The organism is Fictibacillus arsenicus, from assembly GCF_001999465.1.
GTDB classification, from domain to species: domain Bacteria; phylum Bacillota; class Bacilli; order Bacillales; family Fictibacillaceae; genus Fictibacillus; species Fictibacillus arsenicus.
In genome coordinates this window covers 273,306-297,038 of sequence record NZ_MQMF01000002.1, presented here as the reverse complement: position 1 = coordinate 297,038, position 23,733 = coordinate 273,306, and the positions used below count along the sequence as shown (strand labels likewise).

The 23,733-nt window shown below is 39.1% G+C and carries 28 protein-coding genes and 1 other annotated feature; of the genes, 20 read left to right on the top strand and 8 right to left on the bottom strand.

The window, feature by feature from the left end:
* The first annotated feature begins 40 nt into the window (after positions 1-40).
* Genes UN64_RS08650 through moaD form a run of 4 tightly spaced genes read left to right on the top strand, consistent with a single transcriptional unit; the run spans position 41 to position 2,527 of the window.
* Complete coding sequence (locus tag UN64_RS08650) at positions 41-1,363, top strand: molybdopterin molybdotransferase MoeA (protein WP_077361736.1); 1,323 nt, start codon at positions 41-43, stop codon at positions 1,361-1,363.
* Positions 1,300-1,839, top strand: a complete 540-nt coding sequence (mobB, locus tag UN64_RS08645) for a molybdopterin-guanine dinucleotide biosynthesis protein B (protein ID WP_077361734.1) — start codon at positions 1,300-1,302, stop codon at positions 1,837-1,839. The genes UN64_RS08650 and mobB overlap by 64 nt, the downstream gene beginning before the upstream one ends.
* Positions 1,826-2,287: a molybdenum cofactor biosynthesis protein MoaE gene (locus tag UN64_RS08640; protein WP_077361732.1), complete on the top strand. Its 462-nt coding sequence runs from the start codon at positions 1,826-1,828 to the stop codon at positions 2,285-2,287. Before mobB ends, UN64_RS08640 begins: the two co-directional genes overlap by 14 nt.
* A complete protein-coding gene (gene moaD, locus UN64_RS08635) occupies positions 2,288-2,527 on the top strand; it encodes a molybdopterin converting factor subunit 1 (RefSeq protein ID WP_077361730.1) in 240 nt (79 codons plus the stop codon).
* Between the two features lie 176 nt (positions 2,528-2,703).
* Here the strand turns inward: moaD and UN64_RS08630 are convergent, their stop codons facing one another.
* Entirely contained in the window at positions 2,704-3,003 is a 300-nt protein-coding gene (locus UN64_RS08630; protein WP_425590100.1) for an HNH endonuclease, read from the bottom strand.
* A gap of 303 nt (positions 3,004-3,306) precedes the next feature.
* Between UN64_RS08630 and UN64_RS08625 the strand changes: the two genes are divergently transcribed.
* On the top strand, positions 3,307-3,624 hold the full coding sequence (locus tag UN64_RS08625; RefSeq protein WP_077361728.1) for a hypothetical protein: 318 nt from the start codon (positions 3,307-3,309) through the stop codon (positions 3,622-3,624).
* 90 nt (positions 3,625-3,714) lie between these two features.
* Complete coding sequence (locus tag UN64_RS08620) at positions 3,715-3,894, top strand: YjzC family protein (RefSeq protein ID WP_077361726.1); 180 nt, start codon at positions 3,715-3,717, stop codon at positions 3,892-3,894.
* Between the two features lie 38 nt (positions 3,895-3,932).
* Here UN64_RS08620 and UN64_RS08615 read toward each other — a convergent pair whose 3' ends face one another.
* Positions 3,933-4,112: a YjzD family protein gene (locus UN64_RS08615; RefSeq protein WP_077361724.1), complete on the bottom strand. Its 180-nt coding sequence runs from the start codon at positions 4,110-4,112 to the stop codon at positions 3,933-3,935.
* A 420-nt stretch (positions 4,113-4,532) separates the two neighbouring features.
* Between UN64_RS08615 and UN64_RS08610 the strand changes: the two genes are divergently transcribed.
* The 3 genes from UN64_RS08610 to UN64_RS08600 all read left to right on the top strand — a co-directional run bounded on the left by UN64_RS08610 (position 4,533) and on the right by UN64_RS08600 (position 6,618).
* A complete protein-coding gene (locus UN64_RS08610; RefSeq protein WP_077361721.1) occupies positions 4,533-5,273 on the top strand; it encodes a hypothetical protein in 741 nt (246 codons plus the stop codon).
* Positions 5,274-5,390: 117 nt separating this feature from the next.
* The gene (locus UN64_RS08605; protein ID WP_077361719.1) at positions 5,391-6,287 is read left to right on the top strand and encodes an NAD-dependent epimerase/dehydratase family protein; all 897 of its coding nucleotides are present in this window, start codon (positions 5,391-5,393) and stop codon (positions 6,285-6,287) included.
* Between the two features lie 151 nt (positions 6,288-6,438).
* Positions 6,439-6,618, top strand: a complete 180-nt coding sequence (locus UN64_RS08600; protein WP_077361717.1) for a ComZ family protein — start codon at positions 6,439-6,441, stop codon at positions 6,616-6,618.
* A gap of 39 nt (positions 6,619-6,657) precedes the next feature.
* Here the strand turns inward: UN64_RS08600 and UN64_RS08595 are convergent, their stop codons facing one another.
* Complete coding sequence (locus UN64_RS08595) at positions 6,658-6,966, bottom strand: YppG family protein (protein WP_077361715.1); 309 nt, start codon at positions 6,964-6,966, stop codon at positions 6,658-6,660.
* Positions 6,967-7,423: 457 nt separating this feature from the next.
* Here UN64_RS08595 and UN64_RS08590 point away from each other — a divergent pair, with 457 nt between their 5' ends.
* The 3 genes from UN64_RS08590 to UN64_RS08580 all read left to right on the top strand — a co-directional run bounded on the left by UN64_RS08590 (position 7,424) and on the right by UN64_RS08580 (position 10,521).
* Entirely contained in the window at positions 7,424-8,356 is a 933-nt protein-coding gene (locus UN64_RS08590; RefSeq protein ID WP_077361713.1) for a beta-ketoacyl-ACP synthase III, read from the top strand.
* Positions 8,357-8,398: 42 nt separating this feature from the next.
* Complete coding sequence (fabF, locus tag UN64_RS08585) at positions 8,399-9,637, top strand: beta-ketoacyl-ACP synthase II (protein WP_077361711.1); 1,239 nt, start codon at positions 8,399-8,401, stop codon at positions 9,635-9,637.
* A gap of 137 nt (positions 9,638-9,774) precedes the next feature.
* Entirely contained in the window at positions 9,775-10,521 is a 747-nt protein-coding gene (locus tag UN64_RS08580; protein ID WP_077361709.1) for a YjbA family protein, read from the top strand.
* 266 nt (positions 10,522-10,787) lie between these two features.
* Here UN64_RS08580 and trpS read toward each other — a convergent pair whose 3' ends face one another.
* Positions 10,788-11,777 (bottom strand): tryptophan--tRNA ligase, encoded by a 990-nt coding sequence (gene trpS / locus UN64_RS08575; protein ID WP_077361707.1) that lies wholly within the window; start codon positions 11,775-11,777, stop codon positions 10,788-10,790.
* A 58-nt stretch (positions 11,778-11,835) separates the two neighbouring features.
* Positions 11,836-12,083 (bottom strand) — a binding site (T-box leader).
* A gap of 27 nt (positions 12,084-12,110) precedes the next feature.
* Positions 12,111-12,482: a DUF3899 domain-containing protein gene (locus tag UN64_RS08570; protein WP_077361705.1), complete on the bottom strand. Its 372-nt coding sequence runs from the start codon at positions 12,480-12,482 to the stop codon at positions 12,111-12,113.
* A gap of 429 nt (positions 12,483-12,911) precedes the next feature.
* Between UN64_RS08570 and UN64_RS08565 the strand changes: the two genes are divergently transcribed.
* From UN64_RS08565 to UN64_RS08540, 6 genes are all read left to right on the top strand, one after another.
* The gene (locus tag UN64_RS08565) at positions 12,912-14,600 is read left to right on the top strand and encodes a peptide ABC transporter substrate-binding protein (RefSeq protein WP_077361703.1); all 1,689 of its coding nucleotides are present in this window, start codon (positions 12,912-12,914) and stop codon (positions 14,598-14,600) included.
* A gap of 234 nt (positions 14,601-14,834) precedes the next feature.
* A complete protein-coding gene (opp3b, locus tag UN64_RS08560; RefSeq protein ID WP_077361701.1) occupies positions 14,835-15,764 on the top strand; it encodes an oligopeptide ABC transporter permease in 930 nt (309 codons plus the stop codon).
* Complete coding sequence (gene opp3C / locus UN64_RS08555; protein ID WP_077361699.1) at positions 15,764-16,786, top strand: oligopeptide ABC transporter permease; 1,023 nt, start codon at positions 15,764-15,766, stop codon at positions 16,784-16,786. The genes opp3b and opp3C overlap by 1 nt, the downstream gene beginning before the upstream one ends.
* A 21-nt stretch (positions 16,787-16,807) precedes the next feature.
* Positions 16,808-17,827, top strand: a complete 1,020-nt coding sequence (locus UN64_RS08550) for an ABC transporter ATP-binding protein (protein ID WP_077361697.1) — start codon at positions 16,808-16,810, stop codon at positions 17,825-17,827.
* A complete protein-coding gene (locus UN64_RS08545; protein ID WP_077361695.1) occupies positions 17,827-18,825 on the top strand; it encodes an ABC transporter ATP-binding protein in 999 nt (332 codons plus the stop codon). The genes UN64_RS08550 and UN64_RS08545 overlap by 1 nt, the downstream gene beginning before the upstream one ends.
* Before the next feature lie 132 nt (positions 18,826-18,957).
* Entirely contained in the window at positions 18,958-19,809 is an 852-nt protein-coding gene (locus tag UN64_RS08540) for a DegV family protein (protein ID WP_077361693.1), read from the top strand.
* A 32-nt stretch (positions 19,810-19,841) separates the two neighbouring features.
* Here the strand turns inward: UN64_RS08540 and UN64_RS08535 are convergent, their stop codons facing one another.
* From UN64_RS08535 to UN64_RS08525, 3 genes are all read right to left on the bottom strand, one after another.
* Entirely contained in the window at positions 19,842-20,381 is a 540-nt protein-coding gene (locus UN64_RS08535; protein ID WP_077361691.1) for an HD domain-containing protein, read from the bottom strand.
* A 108-nt stretch (positions 20,382-20,489) separates the two neighbouring features.
* Positions 20,490-22,250 carry a UbiD family decarboxylase gene (locus UN64_RS08530; protein WP_077361689.1) on the bottom strand — a complete coding sequence of 587 codons (1,761 nt, stop codon included), beginning with the start codon at positions 22,248-22,250 and terminating at the stop codon, positions 20,490-20,492.
* 95 nt (positions 22,251-22,345) lie between these two features.
* Positions 22,346-22,528 (bottom strand): hypothetical protein, encoded by a 183-nt coding sequence (locus tag UN64_RS08525; protein WP_077361687.1) that lies wholly within the window; start codon positions 22,526-22,528, stop codon positions 22,346-22,348.
* A 127-nt stretch (positions 22,529-22,655) separates the two neighbouring features.
* On the opposite strand from UN64_RS08525, the gene UN64_RS08520 reads away from it, so the two are divergent.
* Both UN64_RS08520 and UN64_RS21365 read left to right on the top strand, forming a co-directional pair.
* The gene (locus UN64_RS08520; RefSeq protein ID WP_077361685.1) at positions 22,656-23,270 is read left to right on the top strand and encodes a GNAT family N-acetyltransferase; all 615 of its coding nucleotides are present in this window, start codon (positions 22,656-22,658) and stop codon (positions 23,268-23,270) included.
* A gap of 38 nt (positions 23,271-23,308) precedes the next feature.
* A complete protein-coding gene (locus UN64_RS21365) occupies positions 23,309-23,443 on the top strand; it encodes a hypothetical protein (protein ID WP_281249401.1) in 135 nt (44 codons plus the stop codon).
* The last annotated feature ends 290 nt before the right edge of the window (positions 23,444-23,733 follow it).

The window sequence follows — 23,733 nt, the reverse complement described above, 5'->3', positions numbered from 1 at the left end:
AAAAGTGTTTATTTTCTGATAATTTAAAGGAGGTACTATTTTGCCTGTTGCAAAAAGAAATCCGATTCCTGTTTCAGAAGCAATAAAAAGCATCATGAATCATACCCGTGTCTGGGGAACAGAAGAAGTCCCATTAACGGAATGTGACAATCGTATATTGGCACAAGACCTTTCTGCCACGCATGATGTACCGCCTTTTAACCGTTCACCTTATGATGGATTTGCAATTCTTTCAAAAGACACAGCAGATGCATCTGATACTCAACCCGTTAAACTTCAAGTTTTAGAAACGATAGGTGCAGGTCATGTTGCAGGTAATCAGGTGAATAGCGGAACAGCTATAAGAATCATGACTGGAGCAAAGATTCCGGATGGTGCAGATGCTGTAATTATGCTTGAACTTGTAAAAGAATTGGATGAAAATGAAAACTCCTTTATCGAAATTAAACGTACCGTAAAAGCAAACGATAATATTTCATTTAAAGGTGAAGATACAAAAGAAGGAACATTGCTTGCTGAAGCAGGCACTCGAATAACACCAGGTTTAATCGCAGTTCTTGCAACGTTCGGTCATCATACCGTCTCTGTTTTTAAAAAGCCTGTAGTGGGTATTTTATCTACTGGAACTGAACTGCTGGACATAAACGAGCCATTACAGCCCGGTAAAATTAGAAACAGCAATGCATATATGGTGGCAGCACAAGTCAGAGCAATGGGTGCAGCGGTCAAATTGTATCAACATAGGGAAGATGATTTTGAATCCCTATATGAGAATGTAAAAGAATGCTTGAAAGAATCAGATCTCTTAATTACAACTGGCGGAGTATCGGTTGGCGATTACGACTTTCTTCCCGCGATTTATGAAAAGTTGGGAGCTAAAGTTTTATTTAATAAGATTGCAATGAGACCTGGAAGTGTTACAACAGTTGCCGTTCATGAAGGCAAATGGCTCTTTGGCCTTTCAGGAAATCCTTCTGCATGCTTCGTTGGATGCGAGCTTTTTGTCAGACCTGTCATATTATCTGGGATGAAAGTAAAGAAACCACACTGTAAAGCAATTAAAGCTGTTCTTGGTGCGGACTTTCCAAAGCCTAATCCTTTTACCCGTTTCGTAAGAGCTGTTTTGACAGAAGGGTTTGATGGGAACGTTGTTACTCCGGCTGGTCTTGATAAATCTGGATCGGTTTCTTCACTTTTGAAAGCTAACTCACTCATTGTACTGCCTGGAGGAACAAGAGGGTGGGAAAAGGGAAATGAGGTTGGCGTACTATCCTGGAACGGTGAAGGGAGTGAGTGGCCATGGGATTCCCCGTTATTCTTCAAGTCGCCGGTTACCAGAACAGCGGTAAAACAACAGTCATAACAAAACTGCTGAAGCAGCTATCACAACAAAGCATAAAAACTGCGGTCATAAAGCATCACGGGCATGAAGATACACTTGACTTTAAGGATTCTGGCAAAGATACTGAAAGTCACAGAAATGCAGGGGCTTTTATTACCGGAATTTCTTCTTTAGGAGGCACTATTTTTTCAATGAATCATGAAATGCCTCTTGAAAAAGCAATTGAGATATATAAATTATTGGATATAGAGTGTGTATTAATAGAGGGTTATAAAAAAATTCAATACCCTCGTGTCCTGCTTTGCCGAAATCAAAATGACAGTGACCTTATTATAAAATCCAGTGAGCCTATTGCTGTAATTAGTGAAAAACAATTAAAGGCCGTCAGCAGTTTGCCGTATTTTTTAAGATCGGAAGAAAACATGTGGCTAGAATTTTTAATGGAGTATATAACAAGCCGGGTGAATGAGGAGAGGGCTTATCATGAAACTGTTTAATATCACAAAAGAACCGATCAACAATCAAGAAGTCATTGATAAAGTGATTCATCATAACGCAGGTGCAGTGTCCGTTTTTATTGGAACGGTAAGGGAAATGACTGGAGAAAAGCAGACACGTTATTTGGAATATGAAGCATATGTACCTATGGCAGAAAAACAGCTCGAAAAAATTGGGGATGAAATTCAAGAAAAATGGCCGAGTGCAAAAACAGCAATCACACACAGGATTGGAACACTTCAAATCTCTGATGTTGCAGTTGCGATCGCAGTTTCAACACCTCACAGACAGGATGCTTTTGAAGCTAGCCGACATGCAATCGAACGAATTAAAGAAATCGTACCAATCTGGAAAAAAGAACATTACACAGATGGGGAAGAATGGGTAGGAAATCAAAAAGGAACTAAAAAGTATCCAGAAGGCCGTCCGGAAAGGATTGAGAAATAGATGGTGCAAATTTTGCTGTTCGCAAGCCTCGCACAACAAGCGGGTACTCAAAAAGTATCATTGGATTTAGAGACACCAGTTACTGTTGAAAAGGTTAGAGACCACCTTCAAAATCAGCTCGGAGAACTTAACGGAATAGAAAATGCGCTCGTTGCTGTAAATGAAGAATATGTTGATCTTACAGTTGAAATAAAAAATGGTGACACAATCGCGTTTATCCCTCCTGTAAGCGGAGGCTAATAAATAAAAATGAAGGAATTTAACGAAAGATTATTCGTTGGATTCCTTTTTTTCTTCTATATAACATGAATAACAAAAAAGCTTTCCTGACGGGGCTATTTCACCTTGGAAAAATCCATCCATACAGAATAAATCTTTCTTACAGCTCTCACACGATCCAACATGTTCCTTCATATTTATTTTCTCCTCCGTTTAAGCCGGTTTGATTTTTTCATACGTGGCAATGAGGTTGCGGGTTGTTTTCTTAACCAGCTGATAAATTTTTTCATTTCAGGTGCATCCTTTAATGAATCCACTGTAGAATAGAGCGCTGCTAGTTCTGTATTTGTATATAGAAAGTGAATCTGTTTATGACAAGGTATACATATATGTGCGGTATCTAAAAAACGACCGCCTTCTTCTTTAGGGATTAAATGATGGACGGTTAATTCAACGGGCTGCCGTTTGCAAAGTTCACAAATACCTTTCTCCATCATATTATCAAACCCTTCTTAATTGTAGATAGTTTGCGCAAACTTTGCTGATCTTGAAAGTGGTTGACTCCCGCTCCAAGTGCTCGCTTTCCGGGGGGCGTGCGGTGAGCTTCCTCTGCGCTTCACGCCGATAGGAGTCTCACCTGTCCCGCTAATCCCCCAGGAGTCTCGCACCTTGCGCTCCAATCAACTTGCATAGAGGGGAGCAAAAAACCACAATCTTTTGAAGTAATCCGTATTGTATAAACGGGACATTGAACCAACTTCTTTTTCTTTGAATAGGATGAGTTAAAAGGAGGGCATATTATGTATCCAAATCAATTTGAAGGACAGAATCCCATTCAGCAGGCACTTGGCATAAACAAAAATCCATTTAAAAAAATATATAAAACCTGTATGAAAAACAGAAACCAGCATGTTCAGCTGATGTTGATTGATGGAATGACTTACTCAGGGTTTATAGAGTACGTAGATCAGCAAAATGTTTACTTTGCGATTCCTTATGTGGAAAATAAACCAAACGAATCTCGCAGCACCCAATCGCAATATAACGTTGCCGGTTATCAGTTATACAGATGTATGTTTCCGCTTCAGGCAGTGGCAGGAGTTTCAGGGGCATTTTAAACTTTATCCAGTATGTGAATCTTTTCTTTTTTTTAGCAAGTGTTATCACGCAAACCGCGGGTAACCTATAAAAGAAAGGAGGTTCATTAAATGGGACAGCATAAGCATTTTACACATGGTCAAAAAGCACCAAATAACGGCATTTATGTTGAGATTGGCGAGACTGGAAGCATGGTCAATGATCCTCAGCAGATTCACTTGTCAGCAGGTGACCGGTTTCCGGAAACAACAAATCACAACCGTGTATGGACATATAAAAGAAAACCATAAACATAAACAAAAACCCGGCATTCCGCCGGGTTTTCATTTTATATCTCTTCGCTTTGAGCTGGCAATAATTCACCAAGTACAGAAATTACGACTGTAAAGATAACGCCGAAGATCGATGCTTTTACAAAATCGAATGTTCCGCCTTGCATAGAGACTAGTACATAAAAAATCATATTACTTAACAATAAAGACCAGATTAACGTCCAAATATAACGCATGCTACATTCACCTCTTTATGTAAACGAATTCTTTACCCTACTGTATAGTAACAAAAGTTGAGGCAAAGGAAAAGATTCTTTACAAGAATTTATACTCGTTGTGCAAGAAATAGCAAAAATTTTCATAAAATGTTCATGCTTAACAGGATTGACAGTCATAAATAAAGAAAGGAATACATATACGTGCACTGCTGATACTTTAAATAACTATTTTAAAGAGGGGGCCGCGATATGGAGCAAAAGTGGGAAGAACTTAAAGCGTTGGAAGAACAAGACGAGAAGAACCTTACTTCGGAAGGAAAAGAGGCTCTAGAACAGCTGAAAAAAGAACTCAATTCATAAAAAACATAGGCAGATAACTTTAGCTATTTTTTTCCCTTGCATACATTAGTTAAGAAAAGCTAATGCGAGGGGAGAAATGTGAGTATCGATAAACGCACTTTCCAAATAGACAATCAATGGAATATAATCCATCTGCCAGAGCGCCCAAATGGATTTGCAGTTATGATCATCGGTGATTGCAGCCATTACGTTGACGCTCACACCAGTCTTTGGAAACAAAGCACTGAACGCGCCCATCTAATTCAATCCCTCAAAGAACAAGGCTATACGATCTTCTATTCCAACCTTTATGGACGGCATTGGGGGAGTCCAAAAGCCGTGACCCTTGCGAAAAGGCTATACCATTATGTCATGAAACACGAAATCTTAAATCCAAACATACATCTAATTGCAGAAGGCATGGGTACTTTAGTTGCACTGCGGTTAATGGAAGAAATGGAACTTCATATACGCTCTGCCATTTTTATTAATCCTTGTTTTGACTTGAAGCATCACTTTAACCACGAAATGCAAAATCGTCTTTTCTTTAAGCGGCTAGTGAGGGAAATCAGCTCTGCTTACAATGTAGAAGAACTTAAAGTCGCTCCGCTTATTGATCAACTTTCAGAAATTAATGATTTACACGCAAAAACACCGGTGAAAATATGGCATGCTGCAAGAGGAGTTTCCTTTAATTTTCGTGACCATAGCAGAATTTATGAAAAGAGAAGACTAGAAATCCGAGCTCCAATATCACTTTTAATCCAAGTACCAGAAAATACATTCAATCCCGCTAAAGCCTTTAGGGAATTTTTTAGAGAAAATGAAAAAGTGCTTTAACCCCACTGTTTCTTTTTAATAAGGCAGTGGGGTTTTTAATTGCAAAAAAAGTATCGTATTCTTAGCTTTCCTCCCATAGGATAATAAGAAGAGAAAAATGAAACTGGAGGCTCATACATGAAAAAGGCATTTGTTACAGGAGCAGCAGGTTTTATCGGTTTTCATTTGTGCAGCCGTTTGTTGGATGAAGAAGTTGATGTTGTCGGGATCGATATGGCAGAGTCGCCAGACCGTATCGATTATATTGCACGTCATGCTGGTTTTCAATATCTCCCACACGATATAAATGAAACAGATCTGCAGCCCTATACAAAAGACTGTGATGTTATCTTTCACCTTGCTTGTTCTATTAAACCTGCGGCACCGTGGGCAAATATTGAAGATGAAGTTCAAAGGCATGTTTCCGTTCTAAAAAAAGTTGCTTCGTTTGCTAACCCGCAAACTAAGCTAATATATGTTTCTTCATATGATGTGTATGGAAAGAGACAAGGAGAAGTACTCGAAAACTCTCCAAAAAATCCTGAAACACTGTTTGGCCTCATAAAATTGACAGAAGAAAATATGATAAAACAATTGGCTGAACAGCATGACTTTCCATTTGTTATCATGCGATTGCCAACAGTATACGGACCAGGGCAGCCGGAACATCACACCTATCAGCAAGTGATATCCAAGGAGGATAAACGACAAGAACAAATATCAAAAGATACCGTTACTGAAGATGTTTTGTTTGTAGAAGATGCTGCAGAAGCATTGTTTTTAGCTGGGAAAGCACCCGCCAAAAATGAAATCTACAATATTTCAAGCGGAAAACCAAATCATTGGCTCGAGGGGCTTACAGAATTGAAAGCAGAAAAGCTGACTTTCACAGAGAAAAGGAAAATGCGCATTAAGGGAGAGAAAGCTGAGCTTGAACTCGGCTTTCGAGCAAAAACTAAGATCAAAGAAGGCATACAAAAACAAATTATGTATTTTAAAAATAAAAAATCAAAGCCAAAATCAAATGAAATCTAAATTTGAAGGTGGTTCCAGACAATTAAGAAGTCTGGACCACCTTTTTATTTGGTTAGTCCTAATAAAGAGTTTCTTGAAGTGTCTATTTTCTCTATAATATAAAAGGGACAATTTTATTGCCCATTTTACATAATGAGGAGGCAGCTATACGATGAACAACGAACTTAACATGAAATTTATGCAGATTGCGATGTCTCATTTACCAGAGGCAAAAGCTTTTCTAGAGCAAAAGGGGATTGAGCTGGGAATGGAAGATATTCAGCCAATGCTTCAGCTTTTAATGAACGTCATGAATGACGCATATGAACTAGGAAAAGAAGAAAACAAATAGTATGTAAGCAAAAAGCCAACCTGAGCGGGTTGGCTTTTTTTACTTCTTTTTAAACGCAGAGAATATTGGAGATATCTGCTGAGCAACTTTCACGGATTGATCAATTACGGCAAAAATCTTATTGTAGTCCAAAGATCCTTCCTGCGTTCTGAAAGAATGTAAAAATGGGCGAGGCGGAAACGGCTGCTGAAAAGGCGCAGGCATTCCTCTAAATCCAGGCCCGCCAAAGGCTTGAGGAGGCATTCCCTGTCGCATATGAAGGGGCTGCTGCTGCCCATGAACCATCGGATAACGTCCAGAAAACTGCGGAGGATACATTGGCTGTTGTTGATGCAGAGGATTGTGCATTTTGAACCACTCCTAATATCAATTTCACCAAACTTACATTTTTCTTCTTTACAGGATATGCCCTAAGCCCTGTATTGGTGAAAGAAAACAACTTTAACTAGACAAAATAGCGGAATTGACTTAAAATTAGTACCAGGTCATAATATTTGATGTTAATTTTTATTGCTTTTTTTCGCAAGCTTTTGAAATTAGTTGATTTCCGTTACAGGATGCTCGCTTTCCGCGGGGAGTGCGGTGAGCCCACTCGTCGCCTTGCGACATTGAATGGTCTCACCTTCAAAGAAGTATGGGTGCTCCTGCGTCTACAAGCAAATCCAGACGCGGCGTGTTCCTCGTCGCATGCCTTGCAAGAAGTGTATTCAGGTGGTTGGCACGCACCTTTCACTCCAATCAACTTGTCAATGAAGAAAAGATAAGAGCCAGATCTTTTAAAAACTTAAAACAAAGGGGTAATGTTATGAATGCAGGAATCATTGGGATGGGCAGTTATATCCCGGAAAAAATTCTGGCGAACTCCGACCTTGAAAAAATGGTAGATACGAATGATGAATGGATAAGAACTCGTACCGGAATCGTAGAACGCAGAATTGCGGAAGAATCTGTGAAAACTTCTCATATGGCAAAACATGCTGCTGAAGAAGCAATGCAGGATGCGGGAATTACTGCTGAAGAGATTGATATGATTGTTGTAGCAACAGTCACACCCGATAATCCTTTTCCGTCAGTTGCTTGTCAGCTGCAAGATTATTTAGGAGCAAAAAATGCGGTTGCAATGGATGTAAGTGCAGCTTGTGCTGGATTTATTTATGGATTAGTAGTTGCAAAACAATTTATAGAAACTGGAACTTATAAGAACGTATTAGTAGTTGGGGCTGAAAAGCTATCCAAAATTACGGATTGGAAAGATAGAAATACGGCTGTTTTGTTTGGTGATGGAGCAGGTGCAGCCATCTTGTCACCAGTAAGCGAAGGAAGAGGAATTCTTTCGTTTGAACTTGGTTCTGATGGTACGGGAGCAAAGCATCTTTACCAGAATGAATTTATTCATATGAACGGACGGGAAGTTTTTAAGTTCGCTGTAAGACAGATGGGAGAAACATCGTTGAGTGTTGTTCATAAAGCAGGTCTTTCAAAAGAAGATGTAGACTTTCTGATTCCACATCAGGCAAATATAAGAATCATGGAAGCATCCAGAGAAAGACTGGAGCTCCCGAAAGAAAAAATGATCATGACCATCGATAGGTTTGGTAATACATCTTCTGCCTCAATCCCGATGGCATTAAAAGAAGCACTAAAAGATGGTAAGATAAAAGAAGATCATACAATTGTACTTGTTGGTTTTGGCGGAGGATTGACCTGGGGTGCAGTTGCACTTCGATGGGGACGATAATTGAAAATCAACAATGCTGAATAAAGGAGAGTAGGTTTTACAATGAAAAAAAGAGTCGTCGTAACTGGTTTGGGAGCCGTAACTCCTCTTGGTAATAGTGTAGAAGAAACATGGAAAAAGATTGTAGAAGGACAAAGCGGGGTAGGACCGCTAACAAGAAGAAACGCTGAAAAGTTTCCGGTAAAAGTTGCTGCAGAAGCTACTGAATTTGATCCAACTGAATTTATGGATAAACGCGATGCTCGCAGAATGGACCGTTTTACACAATTTGCAGTAGCTGCATCACTAATGGCAGTTAAAGATGCAAACCTGGATATTACTGAAGACATCGCACCTCGCGTCGGCGTATGGATTGGTTCAGGTATTGGCGGAATGGATACGCATGAAGAACAGTTTAGAATTTTTGAAGAAAAAGGCGTTAGGCGTGTTAGTCCGTTCTTTGTTCCGATGATGATACCTGATATGGCATCAGGCCAGGTTTCAATTGCAATCGGTGCTCAAGGAATGAACTCTTGTACAGTAACTGCATGTGCTTCAGGTGCAAACTCGATCGGAGATGCGTTCAAAGTTATTCAGCGCGGAGATGCAGATGTTATGGTAACTGGCGGAACTGAAGCGCCCATTACAGATATGGCATTAGCAGGGTTCTGTCAGGCAGGTGCGCTATCAACAAATCCAGACCCGAATACAGCTAGCCGTCCTTTTGATAAGAACCGAAGTGGTTTTATTATTGGAGAAGGTGCAGGTATTCTTATTCTTGAAGAATATGAATTTGCTAAAAAGCGCGGAGCTAAAATCTATGCCGAAATCGTTGGATATGGAGCAACTGGAGATGCCTATCACATCACTCAGCCAGCTCCTGGCGGCGAAGGTGGTGCGCGTGCAATGAGGCAGGCGGTTGAGGACAGCGGTCTTGCTTTAGAGGACATCTCTTACATCAATGCACATGGCACAAGTACTGATTTCAACGATAAATTCGAAACAGCTGCGATTAAAGCTGTTTTTAATGAGCAAGCATACAAGATCCCTGTAAGTTCAACTAAATCAATGACAGGACATCTGCTTGGTGCTGCAGGCGGTATTGAAGCTATTTTCTCAGTAAAAGCGATTCAAGAGAACATTCTGCCTCCAACAATTAACTATGAAACACCTGATGAAGAATGTGATCTTGATTATGTGCCAAACAAAGCAAGACAAGCGGAAGTGAAAGCTGTACTAAGCAATTCACTAGGTTTTGGCGGACATAATGCGTCACTCGTATTTAAAAAAATAGAAGAATAATGAATATGAACCCCGTTTTCATTAAGGAAACGGGGTTCTATTTTTCGATTTGCGAATTGCCTTATTTTAGAATAAAAAGGACAACCTCTGACTATACTGATTTTAAATACAAATCGGTAAAAAAGTGAGGGGTACAAATGTTATACTTACGTGATGTTTGGGTCAACTGGTTTGAAGGAGAAGAGAATGGCTATAACGTTTGTGAGTTCCATGAATGGAGAAAAGACGACTATATCGAGCTGTTGGATCAAGTACCCATTATCAAGATTGAATCAACACTTTTTCATTACATCGAAAATGATTTAAACGATCTTCCAGATGCATTATTAGAAGAAGTGCATCAAAAAGCGTATGTCAGAAAGAACAACCAGCGCGTACAGCTAGAACATTGCTTTATTATAACGGATGAGAAAAAATCGTTGATTGTAGATACAATGGGTTATAGGATACCAATACGAAAGAGCAGACTCATTCCGAGACAAGAACAGCTCGTTTTCGAAATGGCTGAGCAAACTGAAACAAAAGTTTACACATTCAGCGCAAAGCAGATGAGCAAAGAATATCACATTTTGTCACCGAATCCAGACAGCATGAGAGGGCTGACAAGAAAAGAAAGACAGTTAAAACAACTGCTCTTCATGGCCCTTGATCAATTGCATTCGACAAAAAATGTAGCTGAAATGAGATATTGGTGCACAGAGTGGATGCCTGAGCAATACGGGAAAATTCAAAGAATGGATTTTAACGAAGCATGGGACGCACTATATTGCGAATTAAAGAGCGGCTGGTCGAAGCAGCATTTAGATATGTGCGAAAGACTTGTAAAAGGCCAGCCATACTTTGAAAAGATATGGGAACTTGAAAATGGAACTCATGTAAACTGAAAAAACCAGCGGATTTTAGATTCCGCTGGTTTTTTGTATTCATTTTAGTTTTATAGAAGAACGTCGCAGTAGTCTGCTCGCTTTTTGAAAAAAAGCTTTGTTACGGTACGTGTTGTTATATCTATTAACCGTTCGCGCAAAAAACATGTACTTTTACGCATAGTGATGCCAGTTTCACGCAGGATAGCATGAATTCCACGCTGAATCTCACTGCGGTCACGCAAAAACGAAGTAGTTTCACGCACAAGATAAAGCTTCAAGTAACTTTATACACGTTTTCGAGCCAATCCCATAGCACGTTCAGCCTTATTCAGAGTTTTGTTTGCAACTCGGTTCGCTTTTTCTGCACCTCTATCAAGAATAGCATCCAATTCGTCAGACTCTAGATATTCTTTATAGCGTTCTTGTATTGGTTTTAAAGTGTTGATAATTGCTTCAGCTACACCTTGCTTGAAATCTCCGTAACCTTTTCCTTCGTATTTTTCTACAAGTGATTTAATGCTCTCACCAGTAAGCTGCGAGTAAATAGTCAGCAAGTTTGAGATACCTGGCTTCTTTTCTTTGTCATAAGCGACAACTCCATCAGAATCTGTAGTTGCTCGCTTAATCTTCTTTAAGATAACAGATTCGTCGTCCAGCATGGAGATAAAAGAATTCTGGTTCGGATCTGATTTGCTCATCTTTTTCTCAGGATCAACGAGTGACATGATTCTTGCACCTTCAGAAGCAATACGCGGTTCAGGGATAACGAAGACTTCCCGGTATTTCTTATTAAAACGTTCGGCAATATCACGTGTCAGCTCAATATGCTGTTTTTGGTCATCGCCAACTGGAACGATACTTGTATTATATAAAAGAATATCTGCTGCCATCAGTGGAGGATAAGTTAATAAGCCAGCAGAGACAGCTTCCTTGCCAGAAGACTTATCCTTAAATTGTGTCATGCGCTCCAATTCACCGATGTAGGATACGCATTGCATCATCCATCCCATTTTTGTGTGCGCCGGCACTTCTGATTGAATAAAAATAGTTGAAATTTCCGGATCAATTCCAGCTGCTAAATAAAGAGCAGCTAAATTTCGGCTGTTTCTCTTTAGCTCAACAGGATCTTGTGCAACGGTAATTGCATGCTGATTAACTACGCAAAAATAACAGTCGTGCTCATGCTGAAGCTCAACAAAATGTCTCATAGCTCCAATGTAATTGCCGATGGTTAAATTACCGCTCGGCTGTATGCCTGAAAAGATTACAGACATGATTCATCTCTCCTTTTTCTTTTGAAATCAATATAAAAAGGCCCACTCGTCGCCTTATGCAAGGGACGAATGGACCGCGGTGCCACCCTTATAATTCTCATTAAAATGAAAATCACTCGAATACGTACAGGAAATTCCGATACGCTGTCCATTTATATCGTGCGGACATCTACACGTCTGAGCCTACTAAAAGGTTCGGTCAGAATGCTCCAAAGCCCATTCCATTATGATCCACTGCCTGTTTTCACCAGTCACAGGCTCTCTGAGAGTTTTTCATAATGTACTCTTCTTCATCATCACATTAGTCATTTATTTTTAAGTAGTATACACAAATTACAATACATATGCAACGGCGATTGAAAGAAATGTTAAAAATAATCCGCTATATAAGAAAGATTTCATATAAGAAACATTTACTCTTTCTGATAGGTGAAAGTTGGTTTTAAAAGATACTTCGTCATGTACGTCAGGTGTTCTGGTTAAAGCTTTGGCTACTTTTTTAAAACTGTATGAAAAAAAGTCAAAGAATCCGCCTTTCACTACATATAGAGCAATACCGATCAAAGCAATAGAAAGTGCAAAATAAAAAAGAGTATTTACGTATTTTTCAAGGGTAAATGGTCCAGAAGATAAAAGAGCAATGATCAAAGCAATGATAACAGGGAATGCAGAAATAATTAGGATTCTTCTTTTGTGTACGTTCATTAATTAAGCCTCCAAATAGTAAAAAATACACCATGAACATCTAAAAATGTACCACGAAATTCAAAATATGCCGTCAGACTATACTCCCATTGTAACAAATGAAATATAAAATTGACGAATTATAATTCAAAACTAGGGTTTGTCTATCTGCATAGGAAATCGAGAATGTAATATTCATGCTAGTTTACATATAATTTTGGTAAAATTTGTAGAATAATCAGAAAATACACTCTCACACATTATGGGTCTTTGTGCCTATTTTTTGTTAAGGAAAAGTAAATATCATGGGCTTTTTGTAAAACTCTTAAAAAAAATAATTCCACAATTGTTTGAAAACTTGTATAATCGAACTTGTAGATGAAATGTCTGATAATTCTTGAGACTTTCGTCTGCTAACAAATTAACAGGATAAAAAGGGGAGGTCGACTCATGAAGAAGTCAAAATGGTCATTGCTTCTTACGCTAGTTCTTGTTCTTAGCATGTTCTTAGCTGCTTGTAGTGGCGGAGAAAAGAAAGAGACTGGCGAAAAGAAAGGCGGCAACGAAGGCGACAAGACTGAAAAGCCAGCTGAGCCGCAAGTACTTAACATCCTTGATGGAGAAGAAATTCCTTCAATGGACTCTTCACAAGCAACAGATTCAGTTTCATTCGAAGTAATGAACAACGTAATGGAAGGTTTATATCGTCTTGATAAAGACAACAAACCAACTCCAGGTGTTGCTCTTGAGCACAAAACAAATGAAGATGGTACAGTTTATACTTTCACATTGAACCCTGAAGCTAAATGGAGTGACGGATCTAAAGTAACTGCTAACGATTTCGTTTACTCTTGGAGAAAAGCTCTACACCCAGATACTCTTTCTGAGTATGCTTACATTATGGGACCTGTAAAGAACGCTAACGCGATCCAAACTGATGGTGACCCATTATTCGGTAAAGTAGAAGAGCTAGGTGTTAAAGCTGTTGATGAATCAACTCTTGAAGTAACTCTTGAAGCTCCAGCTCCTTATTTCTTAGGACTAACTGGGTTCGCAACATTCTATCCGCAAAAAGAAGAGTTTGTTAAAGCACAAGGCGACAAGTACGCTTTAGAAGCTAACACTCTATTATACAACGGTCCTTTCGTACTTAACGAGTGGAAACACAACGAAGGATGGCAGTACAAGAAAAACGATAACTATTGGGATAAAGACGCAGTTAAGTTAGACGAAATTAACGTTAAAATCGTTAAAGACGTTGCTACAAGCGTAAACCTATATGAAACTGGTCAAACAGATATCACTGGTCTAAGCATGGAATATGTTGACCAATACAAAGATCACGAAGATCTTTACACTCGCGGAGAAGCTACAGTATTCTTCTTGCGTTTAAACCAAAACTCTAAGAATTCTGATGCTCTTAAGAACGCAAACATCCGTAAAGCGATCGACATGGCTTATGACAAGCAATCAATGGTAGATGTACTTCTTAACAACGGATCTACACCTGCTTACTACCTAGTTCCTGGTGAGTTCACTCCAGGTCCAGACGGAGAAGACTTCCGTAAAACAAACGGCAACTTCGGTGGCTATGATTTAGAAAAAGCTAAAGAACTTTGGGCTGCTGGTCTAAAAGAACTTGGCAAAGAAACTGTAGAACTTGAGCTATTGAACTACGATTCTGATGGCGCTAAGAAGATGGGTGAGTTCTTCAAGAACCAACTTGAAAAGAACCTTCCTGGAATCAAAGTTTCTATTAAAGCACAACCATTTAAGCAAAAGCTAGAGCTAGAATCTAAAGGTGAGTATGACTTCTCTTATGCTGGTTGGGGTCCTGACTACCAAGATCCAATGACGTTCCTAGATATGTTCGTAACTGATGGAGCTCATAACCAAATGGGATACTCTAACCCAGATTATGACAAGTTAATCAACGATGCTAAGAAAGAAATGGATCAAGAGAAGCGTTGGGAAATGATGCTTGAAGCTGAGAAAGTTCTTTTCGAAGACCAAGCAATCTCTCCACTATACCAACGTGGTGTAACTGGCCTTCAAAAGCCATACGTAAAAGACTTGGCTCATCACTTATTCGGAGCTGATGTTTCTTACAAGTGGGCTTACATTGAAGGAAAACAATAAGCTCTATTGAAAAATAGTAAATAGTTTTTCTCAGGAGAGTACATGTGTTCCTGACATGTACTCTCTTTTTTGCTTGTAAACAATGATGGGATATATTGTGTGATTAAGAAAGAAATCAGAAAATGTCGAAAAAAAAATATTTTCTATTGATATAAAATATTTTGTCCCTTAAGATAGATATTACAGAAAGATTTCAGAACATTAAGTTTGAAACATTTGGGGGAGGTGTTTGTAATGTTGCGCTATATAACTAAGCGAGTGTTTGCGATGTTTTTAACACTGCTGATCATTGCAACGATTACATTCTTTTTAATGAAATTATTACCTGGTTCTCCTTTTAACAACCAAGAGAAGTTAACTGAGTCCCAGCGCTATGCACTTAACGAAAAATACGGGTTAAATGACCCGGTGCCTGTTCAATACATTAATTATTTAGGGAAATTGGCACAGGGTGATTTAGGATATACGTTCCAGTTTGATGGACGTACCGTTAATTCTATGATTGCAAACGGTATGGGCCCATCTGCAACAGTCGGGTTTGAAGCACTGGTGTTCGGAACATTAGTTGGCTTGATATTAGGGATCGCAGCAGCATTAAAGCATAACTCGTTTATTGATTACGGGGCTATGGTCATGGCTGTATTTGGAATAGCAATACCGTCCTTCGTATTTGCAGGACTTTTGCAATACTACGTTGGGGTTAAGCTTGGATGGCTACCAGTAGCATTCTGGAATGGTCCTGAGTATCACATCATGCCAGCATTCTCTCTATCCGTAGGAGTAATTGCTACAGTGGCACGTTTTATGCGTACAGAAATGCTTGAAATTTTAGGGACAGATTATATTTTAATGGCTCGATCTAAAGGGATCAGCAAACAAGCAGTTATTATTAAGCACTGTGTACGAAACAGTATGATTCCAATCATTACAATTCTTGGACCTATGGCAATCGGTCTGATTACTGGGTCACTTGTAATTGAAAATATTTTTGCAATACCTGGTATTGGTGAACAGTTCGTAAAAAGTATCAACCTAAATGACTATCCAGTTATTATGGGAACTACTTTGTTCTATAGTTTCTTAATTATTGTAATCATCTTAGTTGTCGATATCCTTTATGGAATCATCGATCCTCGTATTCGTGTTGCGGGAGGTAAATCATAATGAGCATGTCAGAACGAAAACTAACACCTGATTTATTTCGCCCTGCAAATTTAGGTACAGGTAAAGGCGAAGAAATTACGAAGCCAAGCTTAAGTTTTTGGCAGGATGCTTTTAGACGATTAAAAAAGAATAGAGCAGCGATGCTTGGACTTTTTGCAATCGTATTCATTATTGTGTTTTCACTTATTGCACCATCGTTAAGTAAGTATGGCATGGACGATCAAGAACTAATGCGTGCAAACTTACCTCCTAAAATTCCTGGATTAGAGAAGATTGGATTCCTTGGGGTAGACGGAGTAGATATTCGCGGCGTAGATCAGTATGAAATGAAGAATGTACCAGCTGAAGATAAATTTTGGTTTGGTACTGACCCGCTTGGTCGTGACCAATGGGTACGTGTTTGGAAAGGTACACAAATTTCTCTTTATATCGCATTTTTAGCAGCAACAATCGATTTAATCGTAGGTGTTGCTTACGGTGGAGTTTCTGCCTTTTATGGTGGAAGAGTAGATGACGTGATGCAGCGTGTAGTAGAAGTATTAGTAGGTATTCCGAATCTGGTTGTAATTATTTTGTTTATTATCATACTTGATCCAGGGATACTCTCAATCACACTAGCTCTCGTTATAACCGGCTGGATAGGAATGTCGCGTATCGTACGTGCGCAGATTCTTTCATTAAAAAACCGTGAATTTGTATTAGCATCAAAAACATTAGGTTCAACAAACGGCCGTTTAATTACAAAACACTTATTGCCAAATACACTTGGTGCAATCATTGTAACAAGTACATTTACAATTCCAGGTGCTATTTTCTTCGAAGCGTTTCTTAGCTTTATCGGTTTAGGTATACAGCCGCCGACTGCTTCGCTAGGTGCTTTGATTGCAGATGGATTTAGATCTTTGCGTATCTATCCTCACTTAGCGATCTATCCTGCATCCATCATGTGTATCTTGATGATCAGCTTTAACCTGCTAGGAGACGGGTTGCGTGATGCACTTGATCCGAAAATGAGAAAATAGTACAGGAAGGAGATTTTATAAATGGAAAAACTTTTAGAACTAGATAACCTTCATGTCTCCTTCCAGACGTATGGGGGAGAAGTTAAAGCAGTTCGAGGTGTAAGCCTATCTTTAGATAAAGGGGAATCACTTGCAATCGTAGGTGAATCCGGTTCTGGTAAATCAGTTACTTCAAAAGCAGTAATGAGACTTTTACCGAATAAAATTGGTTCAATTAAAGAAGGTGCAATTCGCTTCCAAGGCAAAGACCTTGCGAAAGCAACTGAGCGTGAGATGGAAAAAATTCGCGGTGCTGAAATCTCTATGATCTTCCAAGATCCGATGACATCATTGAATCCAACGATGACAATCGGGAAGCAGATCATGGAAGGATTGCGTAAGCATCAGAACATGAGCAAAAGCGAAGCAAAAGAGCGTTCGATTAATCTATTAAAGCTTGTAGGTATTCCAAATCCTGAACTCCGTGTGGATGAATATCCTCACCAATTTTCAGGCGGAATGCGCCAGCGTGTTGTTATCGCGATTGCACTAGCGTGTAACCCTAAAGTATTGATCGCGGATGAACCGACAACAGCACTTGATGTAACGATTCAAGCTCAGATCTTAGACTTGATGCGAGACCTTCAAGATAAGACAGGAACTGCAATCATCCTTATCACGCATGATTTAGGAGTAGTTGCTAACCTTGCTCAGCGTGTAGCCGTAATGTACGGTGGTATGATCGTTGAGACTGGTACTGTTGATGAAATCTTTTACAAGCCGAAACATCCATATACATGGGGGCTGTTAGCTTCCATGCCAAAATTGAATTCAGATTCAAAAGAATTATTAGCTATACCAGGAACACCGCCTGATTTAATGAATCCTCCGAAAGGATGTCCGTTTGCAGCGCGTTGTCCATATGCGATGGAAGTATGTTTGGAACATATGCCAGAGGCTACTAACGTTTCTTCATCGCACAAAGCTGCTTGCTGGTTGTTAGATGAGCGAGCACCAAAAGTTGAACCGCCTGAAGCGGCAGTAGTTGGGGGTGCTCGATAATGGCAGTTGTAGAGAGAGAAAAGTTACTAGAAGTTAAAAATCTTAAAAAGTATTTCCCAGCTGGAAAAAAGGGCGTTTTACAAGCAGTAGATGATGTATCATTTGATATTTATAAAGGTGAAACACTTGGTCTAGTAGGAGAGTCCGGATGCGGGAAATCTACTACAGGACGTACAATCATCAGACTATATGATGCAACGGATGGAGAAGTAACCTATGAAGGTGAAGACGTTCATGGAAGAAAATCCCGTTCAGAATTAAAGAAGTTCAATAGAAAAATGCAGATGATCTTCCAAGATCCATATGCATCATTGAATCCTAGAATGACAGTCAAAGATATCATTGCTGAAGGCATCGATATCCACGGCTTGGCAAAAACAAAGAAGGATCGTGACAACCGTGTTTACGAACTTCTTGAAACAGTAGGTTTGAACAGAGAGCACGCTAACCGTTATCCGCATGAGTTCTCAGGCGGTCAGCGTCAGCGTATCGGAATCGCTCGTGCACTTGCAGTAGATCCAGACTTCATCATTGCCGATGAGCCTATCTCAGCACTTGACGTTTCCATTCAAGCACAGGTTGTAAACCTAATGATGGAACTACAAAAGGAACGCGGACTTACTTATCTATTTATTGCCCATGATCTATCCATGGTTAAACATATTTCTGATCGTGTAGGTGTAATGTATTTAGGAAATATCGTAGAACTTACAACAAGTGATGAGCTATATGAAGAGCCTCTGCATCCTTATACACAAGCTCTTTTATCAGCGATTCCTGTTCCGGATCCTGAATTAGAAAGAAGCCGTGAACGAATCATCCTTGAAGGTGACGTTCCTAGCCCGATCAATCCTCCAAGCGGATGCCGATTCCGTACACGCTGCCCACATGCAATGGATGTATGTGCAGCTGTTAAGCCAAAATGGCAGGAAGCAAGAGAAGGACACTGGGTAGCTTGTCATCTATATGATGAAGAAGCTGTAAAACAAAACAATTAACACATTTAAAGCGGTCTCCGTCATTTCAGGAGATCGTTTTTTATGTTAAACTAAATTGAGTGTGTAAAGCGTATACAATATTATCGTTACACATCCCTACTATTGATTGAGAAGCAGAAAAGGGGTAAATTCATGGAACTAAGTTTTATCGTTGATAGCGCTAGTGATTTAAAAATAAATTCTGAAATAACGGAGATTCCATTAACGATTGTCCCTCTAAATGTACAGTTTGGAGAAGATCACTATTTAGATGGAGTTAATATAACAGAAGATGAATTCTATAGAAGAATGTCAAGTGAACCGGAGCTGCCTAAAACAAGCCAGCCATCACCACAATCATTCTTTGAGGCATTTCAAAAAGAGTTAAACAAAGGAAATGAAGTTTTATATATCGGTATTTCTTCAAATTTAAGCGGTACTGTTCAAAGTGCAACAATTGGCAAAAGCATGCTTTCGGAAGAGGAACAACAAAGAGTAACGATTATCGACTCTGGGATTGCTTCTGGCGGTGTACAGATCTTATTGAATGAAGCAATCGAGATGTCAAAAAATGATGTTTCCTTAAATGAAATTGTTAGTCAACTTGAAAAAACAAAAGCAGGTATTAAAGCATATGTACTTCTTGAAACACTGGAGAACCTAAAAAAAGGCGGAAGAATTTCTGCTGTTCAAGGTGCGATTGCTGGCATGCTGAATATTAAACCAATGATTTCTATTATTGATGGAGTCGTTGAAACAATAGGCAAGTTCCGTGGAAGCAAAAAAGGTTTAACGAAAATGAAAGAAATCATTTTAATTTGGAAATCGGAAAACCCTGAGAAAACACTTTATTTAATTCATAGCTTTTCTTCTACAGAAGAAGTTAAAAAAGAATTTAATGAGTTATTTGAATTAGAGAGTTTCCCAAAAGTAATCTATACCCGATTTGGAAGTACAATTGGAACGTATTCCAGTGAAAAAGCTATTGGTTTTGTAGCTTATTAATATGTAAAATGGCAAAAACACTCTTTTCCTTCTTAGGAAACAGAGTGTTTTACTTTTTCTTCTTCATTATACTCATCTACCATTTCATCTAATTTTTTGATCATGGTTAATGCTTTTATATCGCTAACAGTGCGATAGTGATGTGATCCGCCTGGTTCTTCGTCTGCTTCATCAGCAAGAGCAACAACTTTCTGCAGTGGATTTAAATGTAATGACCCAGTCGGCAGATAAGAATCTGTATGAAGTAAAATAGCCAAGGCAATCTCTTTTGCTTTTTTACGGTCTTCTCCCAATGAGACTAAAATACGGTGTGCACGTTCGGCGCCCTTTATAGCATGAATATCATTTTCCTTATACATGTCATAGTCCCAGTGGCCATTTTTGTACCATGTATAGTGTCCGATATCATGAAGAAAAGCTGCCTTAGTTGCCATATCAGGATCTACACCATGTTTCACTGCTAAACGATAAGCATGGTAAGCGGTTGAAATGGCATGTACCATACCTGAGCGCTTCACGTATTTTTGTACATTGGAATGTTTGTATAAGTCCGTTAAAGTAATTTTTCTCATAAGCGATTTCTCCTTTCCTCAAAAAATGTATATTGTTAAATACTTTACCACCCTTTGGACAATATATCAACATTTAAAATGCAAAAAAGAAGCGTGAAAACGCTTCTTTTATTTAGGGAAATATTCATTCCATCTTTCAGTTACTTTTTGATCAATATCGGGACGAGTTTCAACAACATCTGGATAGAATGGCTTCATTCTTGCATCAATGATAATCGTTCCTTCATACTTAATACGGTTCCGGTCGATCGTACTCTTAGCATAAACATCATATGCCGGATCAAAGCGTGTAAAGGTTGTCCATAAAAATTCTGCTTGAGTTGCTGCAATGGAGGCATCGTCCACTAAAAACACGAGTGGCCATTCCTTAAAGGAATCATGGCTATTAGACAACAGGTGTTCAGCAAAATCAGGAGCTTCATCAAAAGATGGCCCGCTCACAGTTAAACAGCCTCCGCAGAAAACACCAACATCATTAATCCCAGATATCGTTCCGCCTTCATAGCTTCTTTTTAACTGACGAACGGGTTCCCCTAGACCTGTCATGATGGCTTTTGAGCCTGTATTAAACTTTCGTCCTGTATAATCTAGTGTATCCATGGAAGTATCATGTATAATTAGCAAATCGCGCTCAGGAAGGAATCTCTCTAGAACCCCTTCAGCTAATTCAGCGAAATTTTGCAGGTTAACAGGTTTGTTCGTTACCATTAAAAACTTGGTTAACGTAAGCTGACCCTCTCCCATAATACGGAATGCATGTGCCAGACCTTCCTTATAATAGGATTCACGAACGACTGCACCTGCTAAAGCGTGGAATCCAGTTTCTGCATACGTCCATAAATCACGCACGCCATTCATGACTACAGGGAATAAAGGACTCATCAAACGCTGCAGATATTCTCCGATAAAATAATCTTCTTGCTTTGGTTTTCCTACTACTGTAGCAGGATAGATTGCATCTTTTCGCTTCCACATTTTATCTACGTTGAAGACAGGGAAGTCATGTGCCCATGAGTAATATCCATAATGGTCTCCAAATGGTCCTTCAGGTTCACGAACATGTGGCGGGACCACTCCGCCAAAAGCAAATTCAGCTTCTGCGATTAACGGATGAGGGTGCCCATCAACATGTGCAAGGCTTAGTTTTTCTCCCATAAGCATAGATGAAAACATGAGCTCAGGCACTGCTTCTGGAAGAGGAGCAATCGCACTGATCATTAAAGAAGGTGGGCCGCCTAAGAATAACGTAACAGGCAATGCTTGATTTTTTTGCTCTGCTTCATAATGATGGAAACCGCCGCCTTTATGAATTTGCCAGTGAATTCCGGTTTTATTCTCTTCTTTAATCTCAATCCGATACATCCCAAGGTTGTGTTCGTGTTTATCGGGATGCTCTGTATAAACGAGCGGTAAAGTAACAAAAGGATTACTGTCAAGATGCCATCCAGTCAAAGCCGGAAGATCTTTCATATTGACGTTCGTCGTAAATGTTTCGAGTATAGGTGATTTATTCTTGCCAACTTTTTTTGTTCCTAAAGATAGAACGTCCTTGATCATACCTTTTTTCTTCCATAGAACAGAAGGGGAAGGAGGCATGAGTTCATCAATAGATGAGACAAGATCTTTAACTAATTGTTCAGGCTTTGGACCGAAAGCCATATCTACACGTTTTATTGTTCCAAATAAATTTGTCACTACAGGTGTGTTTTTACCTTTAACATTTGTAAAAAGAAGAGCAGGACCTTCTTCTGCAATGATACGTCTGTGAATCTCAGGGATCTCTAAATATGGATCGACTTCTGCATGTATCTCAATAATTTCGTTTTCTTCTCTTAATTGACTCATAAAAGTTCTAAGGTTTCTATGCATTTGTACACCTCTATTATGTATGTTACCCTTGTATTATAAAGCAGTTCGGGGAAAAAATGTGAAAAAACAACCCGAAAGTTCCAGGTTGTTTCCGTTTAATTTCTTCTTTTAACTGGATTCCAGTTTTGCTGAAAAGACTTCGATTTATCCACGAAATGTGATACTTTCTTGCCGCCGAACAATTTTACCGCGATGACTTGGGAAATCGTTCCCATCAATGCTGTAATACCAACCACACATAAAGCTAACAACGTTAAATCGGTAAAGAATGATATCAAAGAGGATGCCTCCTTTTTTTACAACTCGTTCACCACGTACTTCTTTCTCTATTGTATCCCATGATAACAAAGGAAGAAAGAGGGAAAACTATATAAAATTAAAACTTAAGGAGCTGATGGGGAAACAATGAATTGGTATGAGAAGTTAAATCAATATTTTCCGATTGAAGAAATGAAATCAAAAGAACATATGGAACTTCTGCTGGATGAAAAAAGTGATATCTATCATAAAGATGAAGGAAAACATCACGTACTGATGTACGTTGAACTTCCAGACTTTGTTTTCATTGATTACTTATTTGTTTCTAAAGATGCAAGAGGTCAAGGCTTGGGCCATAAGCTTATCGAGAAATTAAAAGCAAAAGGTAAACCGATTATCTTAGAAGTTGAGCCGGTAGACTATGAAGATACAGACACTGAGAAACGACTGCGCTTTTATACACGTGAAGGATTTGAACACGCATCAAGCATTGGATACAGAAGAAGGTCTCTAGCGACTAACGAAGTGAATGAGATGGAGATCTTATTCTGGTCACCTACAGAAGAATCTGAAGAAACTATTTATGAAAACATGAAAAAGACGTATAATGAAATACACACGTACAAAGATAGTGAATTGTACGGTAAGTCTTATCAGCCAGCAAGTGAAGTGCTCACCTTGGATACAGAACCAGCGGCTCCTAAGCCAGAAATGGTAAAAGATGAGTCTTCTGAAACGCCAAGGGAATCCGCTTCCGAATAATTATTACTATTTTCCTTGTTAAAGGAGGAGCAGGCATTATGAAACAAAAAGATAAGAAGAAAAAAACAAAGCGTGAATTATGGAAAGAGATGCTTAAGAAAAACCTGAAGAATCTTAAACCAAGTATTCCGCGAAAAGGACCTGCATCACAAGTAAATAAAACAATTGCCTAAAAAGAGTGGTTAAATCCACTCTTCTTTTATTTCAGAATGTATTGTCAAAAGAGCATGCAAAGTCTGGTTTAATGGAGAGTGTCTTTGTTAGGCGTACATATTTGTATATGATTAAAAATTTTTGTACGGTGGCGAAGGAAAATTGTACGGTCATTCCACTTTTTTGTACGGTCAGCTACAATTTTTGTACGGTCATAAACCAATTGTTCTTTTCACAAAGAATTAGTAGTTAGATTTAAAGTAAGACGCTGCAATTAGATAAAATGGAGCAGAAAAAGTGTCGAAGCAAC

Excerpts from the sequence above, each read along its gene's own strand:
- mobB (WP_077361734.1), top strand. The coding sequence starts at position 1,300 with ATGGGATTCCCCGTTATTCTTCAAGTCGCCGGTTACCAGAACAGCGGT.
- UN64_RS08640 (WP_077361732.1), top strand. The coding sequence starts at position 1,826 with ATGAAACTGTTTAATATCACAAAAGAACCGATCAACAATCAAGAAGTC.
- moaD (WP_077361730.1), top strand. The coding sequence starts at position 2,288 with ATGGTGCAAATTTTGCTGTTCGCAAGCCTCGCACAACAAGCGGGTACT.
- UN64_RS08630 (WP_425590100.1), bottom strand. The coding sequence starts at position 3,003 with ATGATGGAGAAAGGTATTTGTGAACTTTGCAAACGGCAGCCCGTTGAA.
- UN64_RS08625 (WP_077361728.1), top strand. The coding sequence starts at position 3,307 with ATGTATCCAAATCAATTTGAAGGACAGAATCCCATTCAGCAGGCACTT.
- UN64_RS08620 (WP_077361726.1), top strand. The coding sequence starts at position 3,715 with ATGGGACAGCATAAGCATTTTACACATGGTCAAAAAGCACCAAATAAC.
- UN64_RS08615 (WP_077361724.1), bottom strand. The coding sequence starts at position 4,112 with ATGCGTTATATTTGGACGTTAATCTGGTCTTTATTGTTAAGTAATATG.
- UN64_RS08605 (WP_077361719.1), top strand. The coding sequence starts at position 5,391 with ATGAAAAAGGCATTTGTTACAGGAGCAGCAGGTTTTATCGGTTTTCAT.
- UN64_RS08600 (WP_077361717.1), top strand. The coding sequence starts at position 6,439 with ATGAACAACGAACTTAACATGAAATTTATGCAGATTGCGATGTCTCAT.
- UN64_RS08595 (WP_077361715.1), bottom strand. The coding sequence starts at position 6,966 with ATGCACAATCCTCTGCATCAACAACAGCCAATGTATCCTCCGCAGTTT.
- UN64_RS08590 (WP_077361713.1), top strand. The coding sequence starts at position 7,424 with ATGAATGCAGGAATCATTGGGATGGGCAGTTATATCCCGGAAAAAATT.
- fabF (WP_077361711.1), top strand. The coding sequence starts at position 8,399 with ATGAAAAAAAGAGTCGTCGTAACTGGTTTGGGAGCCGTAACTCCTCTT.
- UN64_RS08580 (WP_077361709.1), top strand. The coding sequence starts at position 9,775 with ATGTTATACTTACGTGATGTTTGGGTCAACTGGTTTGAAGGAGAAGAG.
- trpS (WP_077361707.1), bottom strand. The coding sequence starts at position 11,777 with ATGTCTGTAATCTTTTCAGGCATACAGCCGAGCGGTAATTTAACCATC.
- UN64_RS08570 (WP_077361705.1), bottom strand. The coding sequence starts at position 12,482 with ATGAACGTACACAAAAGAAGAATCCTAATTATTTCTGCATTCCCTGTT.
- UN64_RS08565 (WP_077361703.1), top strand. The coding sequence starts at position 12,912 with ATGAAGAAGTCAAAATGGTCATTGCTTCTTACGCTAGTTCTTGTTCTT.
- opp3b (WP_077361701.1), top strand. The coding sequence starts at position 14,835 with ATGTTGCGCTATATAACTAAGCGAGTGTTTGCGATGTTTTTAACACTG.
- opp3C (WP_077361699.1), top strand. The coding sequence starts at position 15,764 with ATGAGCATGTCAGAACGAAAACTAACACCTGATTTATTTCGCCCTGCA.
- UN64_RS08550 (WP_077361697.1), top strand. The coding sequence starts at position 16,808 with ATGGAAAAACTTTTAGAACTAGATAACCTTCATGTCTCCTTCCAGACG.
- UN64_RS08545 (WP_077361695.1), top strand. The coding sequence starts at position 17,827 with ATGGCAGTTGTAGAGAGAGAAAAGTTACTAGAAGTTAAAAATCTTAAA.
- UN64_RS08540 (WP_077361693.1), top strand. The coding sequence starts at position 18,958 with ATGGAACTAAGTTTTATCGTTGATAGCGCTAGTGATTTAAAAATAAAT.
- UN64_RS08535 (WP_077361691.1), bottom strand. The coding sequence starts at position 20,381 with ATGAGAAAAATTACTTTAACGGACTTATACAAACATTCCAATGTACAA.
- UN64_RS08530 (WP_077361689.1), bottom strand. The coding sequence starts at position 22,250 with ATGCATAGAAACCTTAGAACTTTTATGAGTCAATTAAGAGAAGAAAAC.
- UN64_RS08520 (WP_077361685.1), top strand. The coding sequence starts at position 22,656 with ATGAATTGGTATGAGAAGTTAAATCAATATTTTCCGATTGAAGAAATG.
- UN64_RS21365 (WP_281249401.1), top strand. The coding sequence starts at position 23,309 with ATGAAACAAAAAGATAAGAAGAAAAAAACAAAGCGTGAATTATGGAAA.